The sequence below is a fragment of the Micromonospora sp. CNZ322 genome (genome assembly GCF_007827755.1).
This window is the reverse complement of record NZ_VITD01000015.1, coordinates 44,266-61,719: the sequence shown is the minus strand read 5'-3', so window position 1 is coordinate 61,719 and position 17,454 is coordinate 44,266. Positions and strand designations below refer to the sequence as shown.

The 17,454-nt window shown below is 70.6% G+C and carries 11 protein-coding genes; 8 read left to right on the top strand and 3 right to left on the bottom strand.

Going from position 1 to position 17,454, the window contains the following annotated elements; translation table 11 throughout:
* Window positions 1–82 precede the first annotated feature (82 nt).
* From FB453_RS27670 to FB453_RS27660, 3 genes are all read left to right on the top strand, one after another.
* Entirely contained in the window at window positions 83–1,012 is a 930-nt protein-coding gene (locus FB453_RS27670) for a tetratricopeptide repeat protein (protein WP_145794956.1), read from the top strand.
* Between the two features lie 176 nt (window positions 1,013–1,188).
* Window positions 1,189–1,530 (top strand): tyrosine-type recombinase/integrase, encoded by a 342-nt coding sequence (locus FB453_RS35130; RefSeq protein WP_186718599.1) that lies wholly within the window; start codon window positions 1,189–1,191, stop codon window positions 1,528–1,530.
* A gap of 339 nt (window positions 1,531–1,869) precedes the next feature.
* Complete coding sequence (locus FB453_RS27660; protein WP_030486293.1) at window positions 1,870–2,673, top strand: HAD family hydrolase; 804 nt, start codon at window positions 1,870–1,872, stop codon at window positions 2,671–2,673.
* A gap of 18 nt (window positions 2,674–2,691) precedes the next feature.
* Here the strand turns inward: FB453_RS27660 and FB453_RS27655 are convergent, their stop codons facing one another.
* Window positions 2,692–3,438, bottom strand: a complete 747-nt coding sequence (locus FB453_RS27655) for an oxidoreductase (protein ID WP_145794954.1) — start codon at window positions 3,436–3,438, stop codon at window positions 2,692–2,694.
* Between the two features lie 321 nt (window positions 3,439–3,759).
* Here FB453_RS27655 and acs point away from each other — a divergent pair, with 321 nt between their 5' ends.
* From acs to FB453_RS27635, 4 genes are all read left to right on the top strand, one after another.
* Window positions 3,760–5,724, top strand: coding sequence for an acetate--CoA ligase (gene acs / locus FB453_RS27650; protein ID WP_145794952.1), 1,965 nt, complete (start codon window positions 3,760–3,762; stop codon window positions 5,722–5,724).
* A 267-nt stretch (window positions 5,725–5,991) separates the two neighbouring features.
* A complete protein-coding gene (locus tag FB453_RS27645; RefSeq protein ID WP_145794950.1) occupies window positions 5,992–8,787 on the top strand; it encodes an immune inhibitor A domain-containing protein in 2,796 nt (931 codons plus the stop codon).
* 332 nt (window positions 8,788–9,119) lie between these two features.
* Entirely contained in the window at window positions 9,120–11,573 is a 2,454-nt protein-coding gene (locus tag FB453_RS27640) for an immune inhibitor A domain-containing protein (RefSeq protein ID WP_145795134.1), read from the top strand.
* A gap of 211 nt (window positions 11,574–11,784) precedes the next feature.
* Window positions 11,785–12,717 (top strand): alpha/beta fold hydrolase, encoded by a 933-nt coding sequence (locus tag FB453_RS27635; protein ID WP_112585718.1) that lies wholly within the window; start codon window positions 11,785–11,787, stop codon window positions 12,715–12,717.
* Between the two features lie 4 nt (window positions 12,718–12,721).
* On the opposite strand, the gene FB453_RS27630 is transcribed toward FB453_RS27635, so the two are convergent.
* Window positions 12,722–13,087, bottom strand: coding sequence for a hypothetical protein (locus tag FB453_RS27630; protein WP_112585716.1), 366 nt, complete (start codon window positions 13,085–13,087; stop codon window positions 12,722–12,724).
* A complete protein-coding gene (locus FB453_RS27625; protein WP_145794947.1) occupies window positions 13,084–15,957 on the bottom strand; it encodes an SseB family protein in 2,874 nt (957 codons plus the stop codon). Before FB453_RS27625 ends, FB453_RS27630 begins: the two co-directional genes overlap by 4 nt.
* 152 nt (window positions 15,958–16,109) lie before the next feature.
* Here FB453_RS27625 and mycP point away from each other — a divergent pair, with 152 nt between their 5' ends.
* The gene (gene mycP / locus FB453_RS27620; RefSeq protein ID WP_145794945.1) at window positions 16,110–17,333 is read left to right on the top strand and encodes a type VII secretion-associated serine protease mycosin; all 1,224 of its coding nucleotides are present in this window, start codon (window positions 16,110–16,112) and stop codon (window positions 17,331–17,333) included.
* Window positions 17,334–17,454 lie beyond the last annotated feature (121 nt).

Sequence of the window (17,454 nt, the reverse complement as noted above, 5' to 3'; positions counted from 1 at the left end):
AGTGGCACTTTCGTACTGACGGGCGCCGCAGATCTGGGCGATACTTCTTCACTGGCTGATCAGGCGGGATAGGAGCAGCGGCATGGAACCGCAGTCCGGAGACGGCGTTGATGCGGTCGAACGTGCGCGCGAGCTGGTTCGGGCCGAGCAGTTCGGGCCCGCCATCGAACTGCTGCGCGAGCACCTGAACGCGCACCCGGATGACGGCATCGCCTGGCACCGCCTCGCCGGCGCCTTGATTGGTCTCGACGACCATGCCGCTGCGGTCGATGCGGCTGGTCGAGCAATCGAAATCGACCCCGAGGACGTGGCTGCCTACCGCTACCGGGCGCTCGCTCTTCTCATGCTCAAGCGGGACGGGGATTCGTATGCCGACGCGAAGCGCGCGGTGGAGCTTGCGCCCGATGACCACGAGGCGCTGAGCCTGCTCGCCCGGAACGTCGTCGAGGTCGATCGCGACGTAGCGCGGTTCAAGGAGCTCATCCAGCGGGCGCTCACCGTGAATCCGGACAGTGCCCCTGCACGGCACCTGGCCAGGCAATATCGAAGGCGCCATCGCCGGACCCTAACCGTCGCGATACATCTTGTGACCCTCCCGGTCGCGATCGTGTTGCTGCTTGGTTGGTTCGCGGTAGACACCGGCAGGTCGATGGACGCTCGTTGGATGGTGTGGCCTTGCCTTGTCGCGCTGGCCGTCATCCTTATCAGAGGCATGTTCACTTGGTCGGAACGCGGCGTGCTCCCGATGCTCACACTGCCCCAGGTGTCGGCAGCGGCGGGCGCCGCCGGAATTGTCGCGGCAGGCGCGGGTTACGGCACTACACGAGAAGTCCCAGCCGCAGCCATCCTTGGCCTGACCACCCTCGCGATATCGGGCGTCATCGGGCTTCTTCTCCTGCTCCGTCACGCCACACGGCATAACCGACCATCAGAAGAACCTACGACTGGCCATAGATCGTCCAGCCGGACAAGTCACGCAGGTCCTGAGACCGGTCTGTCACGCAGGTCCTGAGACCCGGACCGTCAGACACCGCCCCGGCGCGCCACCTCCGGCACCGCTCACACCAGCAGGGCCCAACCTGAGGGCGTACCTTATCCGGCCGATCACCGCGGCTCTCGGAGCACTCGGCCGTCCGCGCTGGTCTACTCGGCCAGATCGCCAACACCGGTCCGCACCGGTACCGCGCTATGTGGCCCGATCGGGAGGGCATCGAGTGGTCAGCCGAGTTCACCACCGAACGGGAGGCAGTGGCGTGCGTCGCGGCCAAGGCTGTCGGCGGGATGCGGTTCCACGATCTGCGGCACGCCTACGTCACCTGGCTGGTCACCGACGGCATCCCGATCAACCTGGTGCAGCGGGTCATGGGCCACGAACAGGCATTAACGACGCTCAACCGGTACACCCACACCCCGGACGACTACGCCGCTCGGGTCCTGGAGGCGTTTGACGGCCCTGCTGCCTCTCTGCTGCCTCCGGCCGTAGAAACGCCGTCCCTGGACGGTCTGGACGGCCCGGAGGACGACTTGTGAGCTGTGGTGGAGCGTTTCCAGCAGAAAGGGACGACCCCCGTCGGGGGGAGACGGGGGTCGTCGGAGGTTCGGCTCCGGGGGGGTCGAGCCGAACCACTCAGCGGTCACGGGGGGTGCAACCGCTGAGGGTCTGCCTGTTTCGAGGATGTGAAAGCTCGTCGTACGGACAAGTCTGCCTGAGCGGGCCCGTCACGTCGAGTGGTGCTGCCTCCACTCACTGCGAAAATCTCCTCGCAGAGTGTGAGCGTGATCACGCGGAGCGGAGAGCCCGCAGGTCTGAGGGGTGGCATGACCCCGGGCACCCGCCGACGATAGACCATCCGGCTAGACTTTCGCGCCGTGGGCCGAAGTGCCGCTTTCTTCGATCTGGACAAGACCGTCATCGCCAAGTCGAGCGCCCTGGCGTTCGGTCGGCCGTTCTACCGGGATGGGCTGATCACCCGGCGTGACGTCGTCAAGTCGGCGTACGCGCAGCTGATGTTCCGGCTGGGCGGCACCGACGAGCAGACCATGGCCCGAACACGGGACTACCTGGCTGCGCTCTGCAAGGGCTGGCAGGTGGAGCAGGTCCGCCAGATCGTCGCGGAGACGCTGCACGAGCTGATCAACCCCTACGTGTACGCCGAAGCCGCCGCCCTGATCGAGGAGCACCAGGCGGCTGGGCGGGACGTGGTGCTGGTGTCGGCGTCGGGCGAGGAGATGGTCCGGCCGATCGGCGAGCTGCTCGGGGTGACCGACGTGATCGCCACCCGGATGACGGTGCGGGACGGCCGGTACAGCGGCGAGGTCGAGTTCTACGCGGCCGGCCCGAGCAAGGTCGAGGCGGTCAGCGAGTTGGCCGCCGCCCGGGACTATGACCTGGCTGATTCGTACGCCTACTCCGACTCGTACAGCGATCGCCCGTTGCTGGAGTGCGTGGGTCACCCGAGTGTGGTCAACCCGGACCGGCAGCTACGCAAGTTGGCCTCCGAGAACGCGTGGCCGGTGCTGGAGTTCCGGCACCCGATCCCGCTGGGCCGGCGGCTGCGGGAACGGCCCGCGGTCCCGGTGGCCGCGGCGGCCCTGGGGGTCGGGGTGGGTGTGGCCATCGGCATCGCCTGGTACGGCCGGCATCGTCGCACCCGAGCCGCAACCACCGCCTGACTCCACCCGTCCAACCGTTCAGGCGGCGGCGAGGATCTCGTCTCCGATGGCGGTGAGCTGGTCGGTGCCGACCTCGACGGCGGCCATGTAGTGGCGTAGCCAGGAGCGCAGCCCGTCCGGGGTGCCGGTGGCGAAGGCACCGGCCGCGCCGACGTACTCGGGCTCCCGCTCGCGGTGCCCCACGTCGACGGGGAGCAGGCCACGCGGGTCGAGGCCACTGGCGAGCAGCACCAGCCGGGCGGCCCCACGGGCCACCACGCCGGACGGCCCGGCGAACGGGCGCAGGTTCAGCAACTCCCCGTGTACTACAGCGGCGAGCACCAGCGGGGAGACCTTCGTGCCACCGGCGACGAGGCCGGCCAGCCCGTCCAGCCGGGTGGCGACCACCGGGTCGGCGACCGGGCGGCCCAGCTCGGTCTCCGACACCAGGTCCCGGGCGGCGAGCACGTGCAGTTTCGCGAGCGCCTGGCGGGGCGCCTTCGGCCACAGCTCGCTCAGGCCCGGCAGCGCTCCGGCGACCCGCAGCGCCCCCTGGAGCACCGGGTCGGTGACGGTGCCGGCCCGGACCGCCTCACGCTCATGCCCGGCGCCCTCAAGGGCCGCGCTGGCCACCGCGGAACGGAGGCTGACCTCGGCGGCGACCTGTCCACCGTGCCGGCGCAGCGCCCGGTGCCCGAGCGCCTGGTCGAACCGCGCGCGGGCCTGCTCGACGGCGGCGGTGATGTCGGCGAGCGCGAGCAACGGGGCGAGCGGGTCGGTGGTCACCCCGCCACGCTAACGACCCGACCCGGGGCGGCGGGCCGCACCCGCCCGCAACGCGACCCGGACCACCCGCCTCGGCCCGGCACGGGCAAGGTCAACACTGGCTTCTTGAAGTCGCGATGTCCGGGCGAGGCAGACACCGCGACTTCAATGAACCCGAGTCGATCAAGGCGCCCCGCCAGCGACCGGGCCGGGGACGGGCCGCCGGGCGCGCGGCGGGGGCCACTCGGCGCGACGCGGCGGGCAGCCGTGGCCGGTCGCAGGCCCCGCGACTACCCTCGTGCCATCGAGACCCAGGTCACCCCGAGGATGAGGAGTCACGGCATGAGCGAGGCATTGGCCAATCTGCTGAACGAGACGCGCCAGTTCCCCCCGCCGGCCGAACTCGCCGCGCACGCCAACGTCACCATCGACGCGTATGCCGAGGCTGAGGCCGACCGGCTGGCCTTCTGGGCGAAGCAGGCCGATCGGCTGGCCTGGTCGAAGAAGTGGGATGAGGTGCTCGACTGGTCGAACCCGCCGTTCGCGAAGTGGTTCGTGGGTGGGCAGCTCAACGTCGCGTACAACTGCCTGGACCGGCACGTCGAGGCGGGCCGGGGCGACAAGGTGGCGATCCACTGGGAGGGCGAGCCGGGCGACACCCGCACCATCACGTACGCGGACCTGCACGAGCTGACCTGCCGGGCGGCGAACGCGCTCACCGCCCTGGGGGTGACCGCCGGCGACCGGGTGGCGATCTACCTGCCGATGATCCCGGAGGCGGCGGTGGCCATGTTGGCGTGCGCCCGGATCGGCGCCGCGCACAGTGTGGTCTTCGGTGGCTTCTCCGCCGACTCGTTGACCAACCGGATCCAGGACGCCAGCGCCAAGGTGGTGATCACCGCGGATGGTGGTTACCGGCGGGGCAAGCCGTCGGCGTTGAAGCCCACTGTGGACGAGGCGGTGGCGAACTCCCCGTCGGTGGAGCACGTGCTCGTGGTCCGCCGCACCGGCGAGGACGTGGCGTGGTCGGAGAAGGACCACTGGTGGCACGAGACGGTGGAGACCGCGTCGGCCGAGCACACCGCGCAGCCGTTCGACGCCGAGCACCCGCTGTTCATCCTCTACACCAGCGGCACCACGGCCCGCCCGAAGGGCATCCTGCACACCACCGGCGGTTACCTCACCCAGGCGTCGTACACGACGCACGCGGTGTTCGACCTGAAGCCGGAGACGGACGTCTACTGGTGCACGGCCGACATCGGCTGGGTGACCGGGCACTCCTACATCGTGTACGGCCCGCTCTCCAACGGCGCCACCCAGGTGATGTACGAGGGCACCCCGGACACGCCGCACAAGGGCCGGTTCTGGGAGATCATCGACAAGTACGGGGTGAGCATCCTCTACACCGCTCCCACCCTGATCCGGACGATGATGAAGTGGGGCGACGACATCCCGGCGGGCTTCGACCTGTCCTCGCTGCGCCTGTTGGGCAGCGTCGGCGAGCCGATCAACCCGGAGGCGTGGATGTGGTACCGGCAGCACATCGGCCGGGGCGAGCTGCCGGTGGTGGACACCTGGTGGCAGACCGAGACGGGCGCCATCATGATCTCGCCGTTGCCGGGGGTGACGGCGGCCAAGCCGGGTTCGGCGATGACGCCGCTGCCGGGCATCGTGGCCGACGTGGTGGACGACCAGGGCCAGTCGGTGCCGAACGGTGGTGGCGGCTACCTGGTGCTGCGCGAGCCGTGGCCGTCGATGCTGCGCACCATCTGGGGTGACGACGACCGGTTCATCGACACGTACTGGTCGCGTTTCCAGGGCATGTACTTCGCCGGCGACGGTGCGAAGAAGGACGACGACGGGCACATCTGGCTGCTTGGCCGGGTGGACGACGTGATGCTGGTGTCCGGGCACAACATCTCGACGACCGAGGTGGAGTCGGCGTTGGTGTCGCACCCGTCGGTGGCCGAGGCTGCGGTCGTCGGCGCGACCGATCCGACCACCGGTCAGGCGATCGTCGCGTTCGCCATCCCGCGGGGCAGCACTGACATCGCCGGTGAGGCGGGCGAGCAGCTCATCGCCGACCTGCGCAACCACGTGTCGAAGACCCTCGGCCCGATTGCCAAGCCGCGGCAGATCATGCTGGTGCCGGAGCTGCCGAAGACCCGCTCCGGCAAGATCATGCGCCGGTTGCTGCGGGACGTGGCGGAGAACCGGTCCCTGGGCGACGTGACCACGTTGCAGGACTCCTCGGTGATGGACCTGATCTCCTCGGGGATGAGCGGTACGAAGTCCGACGAGGACTGACGGTAGGCGTACTCATTGGAGGGTGGCGGTCCGTGCGGACCGCCACCCTCCGTCATGTCTTACGGGTTCGGTTCGTGCTGCCTCGCCACTGTCACATCGGTCGGTCGGGGGAGTCGAGAGAAGCTGAACGGGCACAGGCGTAGATCACCTCTGTCCTTTCGGCCGGTTGTGCTTTAGGTTCACGCAGGTTGGAAGAGTTCGACACACATCACATCGATGGTCGGCCACGCCAACGTCCTCCTCCCCATGCCCGAGAAACGGAGCGGCATGAACCACAAACCGCAGTCCAGGGCGCGGCGACGACTACTCGTCGCGCTGCCCGCCATCGCCCTCGCGGCCACGTCACTGACCGTGAGTGGCAGCGCGGCGGCCCAGTCGCCGTCCGGCACCCCTCTGGCGGTGATCGGGGCCGACGAGCACTACATCAACTACGCCGAGCCCGAGGTGCAGCCGGACACCACCGGCCGTGAGGTGAAGGGCAAGGGTGGCATCTACACCCCTGCCGCTGAGTCCGCGCGCGCGTTCGACCAGAAGCACGCCCGGGGCAACCCGGTGACCGCACGGCAGCTGGCCAAGGACGAGGCCAAGTCGCTGAAGACGGGTCAGAACCCCCGCAAGTTCAAGAAGGCGCCGACCACCCAGACGGCGAAGCTGCTGACGCTGCTGGTGGAGTTCAACGACAAGGCCAACGACGACTTCACCGGCGTCATGGTCCCCAAGACGGTGTTCGAGGACCGCACCTGCGTCCCCGGCACGGTCCAGAACGGCCCGAAGCACAACAAGATCCCAGACCCGGCGCGCCTGCCCCACGAGGACAACAACTCGATGTGGGTGCCGGACTTCTCGCCGCAGCACTACAACAAGATGCTCTACAGCAAGAAGGGCATCACCGAGCGGGTCCGCACGGACCTGAAGGGCCCGGACGGCAAGAAGGGCATCGACCTGTCCGGTCGCACCATGCACAACATGTACCTGGAGATGTCCAAGAACGCGTACACGGTCGACGGGCAGGCCAGCCCGTGGATCACCGTGCCGCACTCGGAGGGCTGGTACGCGGCCAACCGCTGCTTCCAGGACGAGACCGGCGCGTGGGTTCCCGGCCGTGAGCAGTCGATGAACGGCCACCCGGACAACCCGGCCGGTGCGGGCCGCCTGGCGACCGACGCGATCGACGCGCTCGTCGCGAAGGACCCGAACTTCCCGTGGGCCGACTACGACATCGAGGACCAGGCCGACCGCGACGGTGACGGCAACGTCTTCGAGCCGGACGGCGTGATCGACCACCTCGTGCTGGTGCACGCCGGTCAGGGCAAGTCCCGCGGCGGCGGCGCCGAGGGCGTGTACGCCGTGTGGGCGCACTCCTCCACGGTCGCCGGTGGTTACACCATCCCGGGCACCAACCTGAAGGCGTCGAACTACATCGTGCAGCCGGAGGACGCCGGCGTTGGCGTCTTCGCCCACGAGTTCGGCCACGACCTGGGTCTGCCGGACCTCTACGACACGTCCGGCAACGCCGACTCCGACGTGGACTTCTGGGACCTGATGGCCTCGGGCTCGCACTCTGGTGAGATCTTCCAGGCGCTGCCGACGCACATGGGCATCTGGGACAAGTGGGTGCTCGGTTGGGCTGACCCGCTGACCATCCGCCCCGGGTCGAACCCGCGCGAGGTGAAGCTCGGCCAGACGTCGCGCACCCCGATCGACTCCGAGGACGGCATCAAGGTTGACCTGCCGGACAAGGTGACGACGCTGGCCACCCCGCACAGCGGCACCAAGATGTGGCACAGCAACAACGACCAGGAGTGGGCCGACGTCAAGCTCAGCCGCTCGGTCGACGTGCCGGCGGCGGCCGACTCGAAGTTCTGGATGTGGAACAACTACATCATCGAGGAGGACTGGGACTACGGCTTCGTCGAGCTCTCGACCGACGGCGGTACGACCTGGACCGAGCAGAAGGTGTACGACGAGGGCGGCACGGTGGTCACCACGCCGGACGGCTACCCGGACCCGAACGGCCGCATGAACGACTTCGGCGGCAAGAAGTACGGCCTGACCGGCAGCACCGACGGCTGGCGGCACGACTACGTCGACCTGTCGGCGTACGCCGGGACGACGGTCCAGGTGCGGCTGCGCCTGGCCACCGACGAGGCGTTCGAGGAGCGCAACTGGTTCGTCGACGACTTCTCGGTCACCGGCGGCGGCGCCCCCACCTGGAGTGACGACGTCGAGGGCGGCGCCAACGGCTGGACGGCCACCGGCGGCACCTTCGTCGACACCACCGGCGGGGGCTGGAAGGTCTCCAGCGGCACCGAGGTGCACGCCCAGTACTACCTGGCGGAGTGGCGCAACTTCGACGGCTTCGACAAGGGCCTGAAGTACGCCTACGACACCATCTACTCGCACGAGGCGTGGAAGGTCGACCGGATCTCCTACAACGCTCCGGGCATGCTGGTCTGGTACCGGGACACCGCGCTCGGCGACGTCAACCACGTCACCGGGCAGATGACCGCGCTGCCCAGCTACGGCGCGAAGGGCGGGTTGCTCATCGTCGACTCGCACTTCGACCCGTTGCGGCGAACCGGTGAGGCGGCCGTGAAGGACCCGTCGGTGACGGACAACCTGCCGAGCCGTCCGCAGTCGTCGAACGCGGCCTTCACGTTGCAGCGGACGTACCCGTTCACCGAGTGCCTGGAGGCGGCGGACGAGCCGTACAGCGCGTACTGCACGAAGTTCAAGGGGCTGGCACCGGTGAAGGCGTTCACCGACGCCAAGGGCTGGTACCCGGGCATCGAGATGCGTGATGGCGCTGCCTACGCCCGGGACAACGACGCGTCGGTGGTCCTGCCGTCGCGCGACAACGCGCCGTACACCACCCGGGTCACCAACCCGGACGGCAGCCCGGCGCCGGAGTTCTACGGCGTGACCCTGGGCGGTGGCGCGATCGTGCTGGGCACCGGCAACCCCGGCGACCAGGGCGTGAACTACGGCGTCTCGCTGACGATCAAGAAGGCCGCCGGGGACAACTCGTCGGCCATGATCTACGTGACCCCGGCGAAGAAGTAACGGTTTCACGGGTCGAGAACTGACGGTGGGGCCGGTGGCGGAGACGCTGCCGGTCCCACTGTCGTATGTGGGATCGGCTTGATCGAAAAATGTCGTTGTATACGTTCGCGCCCGGAGCCGCGCTGGTCAACGCGGCTGATGAACCGGCGGGGTGTGACGGTGAAAAGCATTCCCAACAAAATCTTGCAACAAATCGACGCGTTCGTCTTCCCACCCGTCCCGCCAGTAACTATGTTCACCAATGGTCCCACTAGTGGGATCGATCTCCCACCGGCCCGTACCCCGTTGGGCCGGTTCCCTCAAACCGGAGGTACCACGTGCGCAAAGTCGCAGTGGGTCTGCTCGGGCTCTCACTGACGGCGACAGGCCTGGCTTTCGGCCCGTCCGCCTCGGCGGCGCCTCAGCCCAAACTGCCGGCCGCAGCACCGGCCGCTGCCGAACCACAGGCGCTGAAGGATGAACTCCCCGACAAGCTCGAGGAGAAGCGCCGCGCACTGCGTGAGCAGGGGCTCAGCGACGTGCTGAGCGGTCGGAGCAAGCCGATCGAGCGCAACGGAAGCACTGTCGTCAAGGTCGGCGAGGTCGCCAAGGCGGCCGGACTGGGCGCCAACGCCCGCACCACCGCTGGCGCGAGGCAGACCAAGGACCAGTACGTCGAGCTCAAGCGCGAGCGGACCGACAAGATCTTCGTGATCCTGGCCGAGTTCGGTGACGAGCGGCACCCGTCCTACCCGGACAAGGACATGAACCCGGACATCGCCGGACCGACGACGTTCGAGGGTCCGCTGCACAACAAGATCCCCGAGCCCAACCGGGCCGTGGACAACTCCACCATCTGGCAGCCGGACTTCAGCCCGGAGCACTTCCGCCAGCTCTACTTCGGCACCAACCCGGGCGACGAGTCGCTCAAGCAGTACTACGAGGCCCAGTCCTCGGGTCGCTACACCGTCGACGGTGAGGTGACCGACTGGGTCAAGGTCAAGTACAACGAGGCCCGCTACGGTCGCTCCGACGACCCGATTCCGGACCCGGAGCCCGGCCAGGAGCCGGACCCGCAGGATGACCGGGCCGTCTGCGCCGACAACGTCTGCCCGAACACCTGGAACCTGATCGCCGACGCCGCCAACCAGTGGGTCGCCGACCAGAAGGCCAAGGGCCGGACGGACGCGCAGATCGCCGCGGAGATGAAGTCCTTCGACCAGTGGGACCGCTTCGACTTCGACGGCGACGGCGACTTCAACGAGTCGGACGGCTACATCGACCACTTCCAGATCGTCCACTCCGGCGGCGACCAGGCCGACGGTGACCCGCAGCAGGGTGAGGACGCGATCTGGAGCCACCGCTGGTCGGCGTTCAACAGCTCGCCCGTCGGCCCGCCGAACTTCCCGATCGGCGGCACCCAGATCGGCAACACCGGCGTCTGGATCCGCGACTACACGATCCAGCCGGAAAACGGCGGCCGCAGCGTCTTCTACCACGAGTACGGCCACGACCTGGGCCTGCCGGACGACTACGGCCCGGCGGACAACAGCAACGAGCACTGGACCCTGATGGCCCAGAGCCGGCTCGGCGCCAAGAACGACGTCGGCATCGGCGACCGGGGCGGCGACCTCGGTGCGTGGAACAAGCTCCAGCTTGGCTGGCTCGACTACGAGGTGATCGTGGCGGGGCAGAAGCGCTCCCTGGAGCTCGGTCCGCAGGAGTACAACTCGGACAAGGCCCAGGCCGCAGTGGTCGTGCTCCCGCAACGGGAGTACACGTTCAACTACGGTGCGCCGTTCGAGGGCACCAAGCAGTACTTCTCCGGCAATGAGGACAACCTCGACAGCAGAATGACGAGGACGTTCGACCTCACCGGCAAGTCCGCAGCGGCGATGTCGCTCAAGGGCAAGTACAGCATCGAGGCCGGCTACGACTACCTCTACTTCGAGGCGTCCACTGACGGCGGTAAGACCTGGATCGACCTGGACGGCACCGCCAACGGCACGCCGATCGGCGTCGACGGCGCGGGGCGTCCGGCCCTCGCCGGCACCAGCAAGGGCGCCTGGGCGGACATCAACATCCCGCTGACCGCGGTCGCCGGCAAGGTGGCGCAGGTTCGCCTGCACTACGTCACCGACGGTGGCGTCTCCGAGGGCGGCTTCTTCGGTGACGCGATCACCGTGACCGCCGACGGTCAGACCGTGCTCAGTGACGGCGCCGAGACCGACGCGGGTTGGTCGTTGGAGAAGTTCCAGGTGGTCGGGGCGACCTACACCCGACTGTTCGACAACTTCTACATCGCCGGCAACCGTTCGTACGTCTCGTACGACAAGTACCTGAAGACCGGCCCGTACTTCTTCGGCTACGCGAACACCCGCCCGGACTGGGTGGACCACTACGCGTACCAGGAGGGCCTGCTCATCTCGTACTGGAACACCCGCTGGTCGGACAACAACACCGCCCCGGCGTCGGCGTCCAACCCGGGTGGTCACCCGGGTGAGGGTCGCAACCTGTACATCGACGCGCACCCGCGCCCGATCTACAACCTGACCGGGGCCCCGTGGCGGGCCCGCGTCCAGATGTACGACGCACCGTTCAGCCTGAACAAGGCGGACTCGTTCACCCTGCACCTCAACAGCCAGCCGCAGTACATCCGTGGCCAGGCCGCTGAGCCGCTGTTCGACGACACCAAGAAGTACTTCTACGAGGAGCTGCCGAACCACGGCGTCAAGCTCCCCGCTACCGGTGTCAAGATCAAGGTTCTGGAGCAGGACGGCACCTCGATGAAGATCCGGGTCAGCTGACCACTGATCCCGCACCAACCAGCGACGCCCGGGCAGGTCATCTGCCCGGGCGTCGCGCTTTGCGCGCCATCTCCCGGACGTCCCGGGCCGAATGTCTCCAGGGAGATTCGACCCGGTGCCCCTGGTCCTGGTCCGGGGCAACCCGGGGCTTTCCCCTGTTCACCGCGACCGCCAGGGTCGCCTGCGGCAACCGGGTCCTAGGCTGTCTGCCATGACCGACCAGCGCGGCGGGGCCGTCGACGAGTCCTGTGTCCTCACCGAGGGGCCGTGGACGCACCGTTTCGTCGGCGCCAACGGCAGCCGGTTCCACGTGGTCGAGGGCGGCACCGGGCCGATGGTGCTCTTCCTGCACGGCTTCCCAGAGCACTGGTGGGCCTGGCACCAGATGCTGCCGGCGATCGCCGACGCCGGCTTCCGGGCGGTCGCCGTCGACCTGCGCGGCTACGGCGCCAGCGACAAACCACCCCGGGGGTACGACGGCTACACCCTCGCCGCCGACATCGCCGGACTGATCCGCGCGCTCGGTGAACGATCCGCGACGATCGTCGGCAGCGGCCTCGGTGGCATGGTGGCCTGGACGGTGGCCTCGTTCCACCCGTCCCTGGTTCGCCGGCTCGTCGTGCTGGGGGCACCGCACCCGCTGCGACTGCGCGCCGCCATCTTCGCCGACCCGCGCGGGCAGTTCACCGCCTCCACCCCGGCGTTGAAGTTCCAACTACCCCGCTACGAGCACGTCCTGACCCGCGATGGGGCTGCGGCCGTCGGCGAGATCATGCGCCGCTGGGGCGGCCCACAGTGGGTGGCCGGGCCGGACTTCGAGGCGTACGCCGAGCGGTGCCGGGAGGCGATGTGCATCCCGCAGGCCGCGTTCTGCGCGCTGGAGGGTTACCGCTGGGCGTTCCGCTCGCTGCTGCGGCTGCACGGCTACCGGTTCGTCCGGCTGATGCAGAAGCCGCTGTCCACCCCGACCCTGCAACTGCACGGCGCCCTGGACGCCGCCTCCCTGCCCCGCACCGCGCTGGGTTCCGGCCGGTACGTCGTCGCCCCGTACGAGTGGCGACTGCTCGACGGGGTGGGGCACTTCCCGCACCTGGAGGCACCGGAGCTGGTGCTCGGCGAAATCCTGCGGTGGGCGAAGACCTGACCGGTCAGACCCGCTGCTCCCGCAGGTCGGTGACCTCGGCGGCCGGCGCCCAACCCTGGTAGACGCCGAAGTCGAAGACCTCCAGCCGCATCGCCTCGGCCACCGGCCAGCGACCACCGGTGTACTCCACCCGCAGCCAGGCGTCGTGCTCCCCGAGCACGATGAACGGCTGCCCCTTCCAGGTGCAGGTGGTCCGCACGTACGCCAGATCCTCGATCTCGCTCGCCGGCAGCACCCGGACGTAGCGGCCCGCACGGACCTCCTCGAAGCCCTCGCCCGGCTCGGGCTGGTACAGGCGGATGTTGTCGCCGTCCGGGCTGGCCTGGTATTCCCGGCCCTGCCAACGGGCCACGTAACCGTCGCGCATCACGCCTCCCCGACCCGTCGCCAGGTGACCGAGTCGGTGTCCAGCTCCGCGACCACCCGCTCGCTGCCGTCCGCGCCGATGCGCCAGAGTTGGGCGCCGTGCGGCAGCCGTGCGCTGTCCACCTTGAACTCCGCCACCACGTCGCTGCTCTCACCAGGGGCGAAGCCGTTGCCCCGGAACGGCGGACGTTCGATGACCCAACCCTCCATGGCTCGCATCGCCGGCTCGTTCTGGCCGCCGTAGGGGATGCGGTAGAGGCTCGGCCGGTGCGCCGGCCAGCGCAGCACGTAGATCTCCTCGGCGTCCGGGGCGAACGGCGAGCCGGGGTAGCTGAGGCCCAGCGCCTCGTGCAGCTGAGCCGGTGTGGTCAGGTGGGAGAGCTCACCGGCCCGGTGCACGAACCCGGAAACGCGGTCGTACCCACGATCCAGGTAGTAAGCGAGCTGGCTGGGGGCGATCGCCTTCTGCATGACCGTCGGCCGGGTCGGGTCGACTGCCGCGGGGGCGTACCGGGGACGGGCGGCAGGTTCGGCCACGGCCGGCGCTTCCACCTGGTCCACTTCCAGGTCGTCCCCGAGCCCCACCTCGGCGGCCCAGTTGGCCAACGCGACGATCTGCTCACCAGGCAACTTGGCACCCACCGGCGTACCCGGGTTGACCGCGAACGACCAGTCCTCGTCGGGCCAGCGCCGGATCAGTTGGGCGAACTTCACCCGGACCGTGTCGACGTCCCCCTCGACATGGTCGGCGAGGCGCTCCGACGACGTGTAGACCACCACGTACGTCTCGCCGTCGAGCTGCCCGGTACGCCAGACGAAGCCGGGATCCCCGGGGCGGCTTCCCCGGACCGACTCGGGTGCCGCCGGCAGTAGCACCCGGGCCAGCAGCAGGGTGGACAGGAACGTGTCGGTGCTGCCCGAGCCGGCGGCGCTGAGCAGGTCCTCCTCGACCGTGTTGGCCGGCTCGAACTCGACCGGCGGAGGTTCGTCGGCCGGCGGGCGCGGAACGTCGTCCGCGATCACGCTCGCGCCGCTGCCCTCGCCGCCGGGCTGCTCCGTACCGGCCGGGCCGACCGAGGAAACAGCACCGTCGGCGCGGTCGTCACGCAGCGGGGCGTCGACGCGACCGTCGATTCGCGGGTCGCCCAGGCCACCGCCGGCAGCGCTGACCTCTGTCGGAATCACCGGGTGCGGAGCGGACGGGCTCGGGGCGGGCTGACCGGGGTTGAACGACGCGGGCCCGGATGGGCTGGAACCGAAGGACGACGGACCGAACAGGCCCGGGTCGGAGGGCGTCGAGCCGAACGGTGGCGGGGCGGCCTCGGCAGGGCTGGGTGACGACGGACCGAACAGGCCCGGACCGGGGGGCGCCGAGCCGAACGGTGGCGGGGCGGCCTCGGCGGGGCTGGGCCGCCGGGGCGCGTCGACCGGCGCGCTGCTCTCGACCGGGTCGGTGAGGTCGCGGGACTCGATGATGGTGCCCTCGATGACGATGGGCGTGAAGCCGCGGCGCGGCGCGGGCGGCCCGGAGACCGGTTCCGCGACGGACACCGGCAGATCCTCCGCCGGTTCGAACCGGCCCGGCCGGTCCTGGGGAATCGCCTGCGTCTCCTCCGCCGATGGTCGCCCGGGCGCACCGGCCAGGGGAGGTTCACCGGCCATCCGGAACGCGCGGGTGGGCTCCTCAGCCAGCGGGTTGTGCCGGCGCGGCGGCAGCGGCTGGGTGATCTCCTCGCCGGATGGCGGCGCGTCCGTCCGGCGGGACGCGCCGAGGCCGCCCTCCGGCCGTCGTATCGGCTGGGTGGCTGCCGGGTCCGTCGCCATCGGAAAGGCCCGCGTCGCGGTCTCGTCGGCCGGCGCGTCGGCCGGGCGGCGGCGAGGGAAGGGCTGGCTGCCTCGCCCGAACCGGGTCGGCGGGGCCGCCCGGTCACCGGGGCGTCCCCCGCTCGCGGCCGGGTCGCGGGCCGGGCTGGGGTCGAAGAAGGAACGCCGAGGCGCGGCCTGGGGGCCACCGTTGCCGTTACCCGGAGCGGGGCCGTCGACGTCGCCCGGCCGGGTCGCTGCCGGCCAGCCCACGCCAGGCCCGGCCTGGTCGGTGGTGGGGCCGGCGGTCGCCAACGGGGTGAACCGGGACGGCCGGCCGGTGCGGGGCAGCGCTCCGTTGCCCGGCGCGGGCCGGGGCGGCTCGGTCGGGTGCCGCTGACCGGCGGCGGGCAGGTCCTCCTCGCCCCCTCGGCGCGGCGGCTCGGCGGGGACGGGTGGCCGGGGCGCCGGACCCGGCACCGGCGGGGCACCCACCCGAGGGCCCGGGCTCCGCGCGGGCCTTCGGGGTGCGAGCGGAGCACTCTCGGGCCCGGACGAGGTTGCCGCCGTCACCGGAGGCGATCCAGCGGCTGGCGCGGCGTCCCGGCCCGGCATGCCGGGCCGGGTGCGGGCCAACGTCTCGGCCCGCTCCAGGCGAGCGCGGGCACCCATGGCACGGCCGGGCAGTCGCACGTCGCCTCGGGACAGCTGCGACACGAACCAGGCCGGCAGGTAGCCCTCGACCGGCAGGCCCGGATTGACGGCGAGCCACCACTCGTGGTTGGGCCAACTGGCCGCGAGATCGGCGAAGGGGATGCGTCGGTTGCCGCCGGCGTGATCGCCGAGGCAGGCCCGCAGGGCGGCGGCGGAGGTGAAGGCCAGGACGTGGGTCCGGCCGCCAGTGGTCCACGTGCCCCATCCGGCGGGTGGCTGACCGGGCTGCGTCGGCGCGGAGACCGGCAGCAGCACATCGGTGCGGGACAGGAGCCGGAAGTAGAGCTCCTGGTCGTTGGCGCGCAGCGCGTCGCGCATCGCCACCTCGGCCTCCGTGGCCGGCTCCCATGCGGTCACGGCCACCTCCCCTTCCGAGAACAGGCCACAGGTATCGCGTACAACCTACAAGGTGGTACCAAGATCACAATGGCTGGCTGCCGGCGGTCAGCCAGGGCGTGGAGGAGGGGATAACATCCCGTTCCGGAGCCGACACGATACGGAGGGTGTCGATGTCCCGATCGATCACGCGCCCGGTCCTCGCAGGTCTGGCCGCCAGCCTGTTGACCGTACCGGCCCTTCCGACCGTCGCCGCCACCGCCGGGCTCCGGGCGGCACCGGCCTGCGCGACAGCACTCGCCCCCGTCCGGCCGGTCGCGGCCACGCCCTGGCCACAGCAACGGTACGACCCCGCGCGGCTCGCGCCGCTGGCCACCGGCGCCGGGGTGACCGTCGCGGTGGTCGACTCCGGGGTGGACCGGGTGCACCCGCAGCTGGCTGGGCGGGTGCTGGCCGGCGCCGACCTGCTCGACCCCGGCGGGGACGGTGGTCGGGACTGCGCCGGGCACGGCACCGGTGTGGCGAGCATCATCGTCGCGGCACCCCGCCGCGACGTCGCCTTCCGCGGCCTGGCACCGGGCGCCCGGATCCTGCCGGTGCGGGTGAGTGAGCAGCAGGTGGTGCAGGGGCGGGAGTCGGGGCGTACGGTCAGCGCCGACGAGTTCGCCCGGGCCATCCGGTGGGCCGTCGACCATGACGCCGACGTGGTGAACCTGTCCGTGGTGCTGTACGCGGACGACCCGGAGGTCCGTTCGGCCGTGCGGTACGCGGTCGACCGGGACGTGGTGCTGGTGGCCGCCGCCGGCAACCTGCACGGCAGCGGGGACCCCCGACCATTCCCCGCCGGCTACGACGGGGTGCTCGGCGTGGGCGCGATCGGGGCGGACGGCGGGCGGGCGGCGTTCTCGCAGGCCGGCCCGTACGTCGACCTCGTGGCCCCGGGCAGCGAGGTGCTTACCGCCGCACCCGGTGCCGGCCACCATCGGGTCGAAGGCACCAGTTACGCGGCGCCCTTCGTGGCCGCCACCGCCGCGTTGCTGCGGGAATACCGGCCGGAGCTGACCGCCGCCCAGGTGGCGGAGCGGATCATCGCGACCGCCGATCCAGCTCCGGGCGCGGGCCGGGGCGGCGCATACGGCGCCGGGGTGTTGAACCCCTACCGGGCGGTCACCGAGACCAGCGGGGGCCGTGTGGGCGGCGCTCGGCCGGTCGCCGCCCTCGCCGATGATCGGGCGGACCCGGCGCAGCTCGCCCGCCAGGCCCGCCGGGCCGCCGCACGGGACCGAGCCCTGCTGGTCGGCGCGGTGGCCGGCATCACGGCGGTCACCGTGGCGCTGCTCGCCCTGGTGGTGCCCCGTGGCGCCCGTCGGCGCTGGCGCCCGCCCGGCCCGGCCTGAGCCCGCCCGCGCACGCTCTGGGCCCGCCCGCACACGGCCTGAGCCCGCCCGCGCACGGCCCTGACCGCCGACCGGCTGCGGGCGGGGCGCTGACCCGGACACGGTCAGCGCTCCCGGCCCA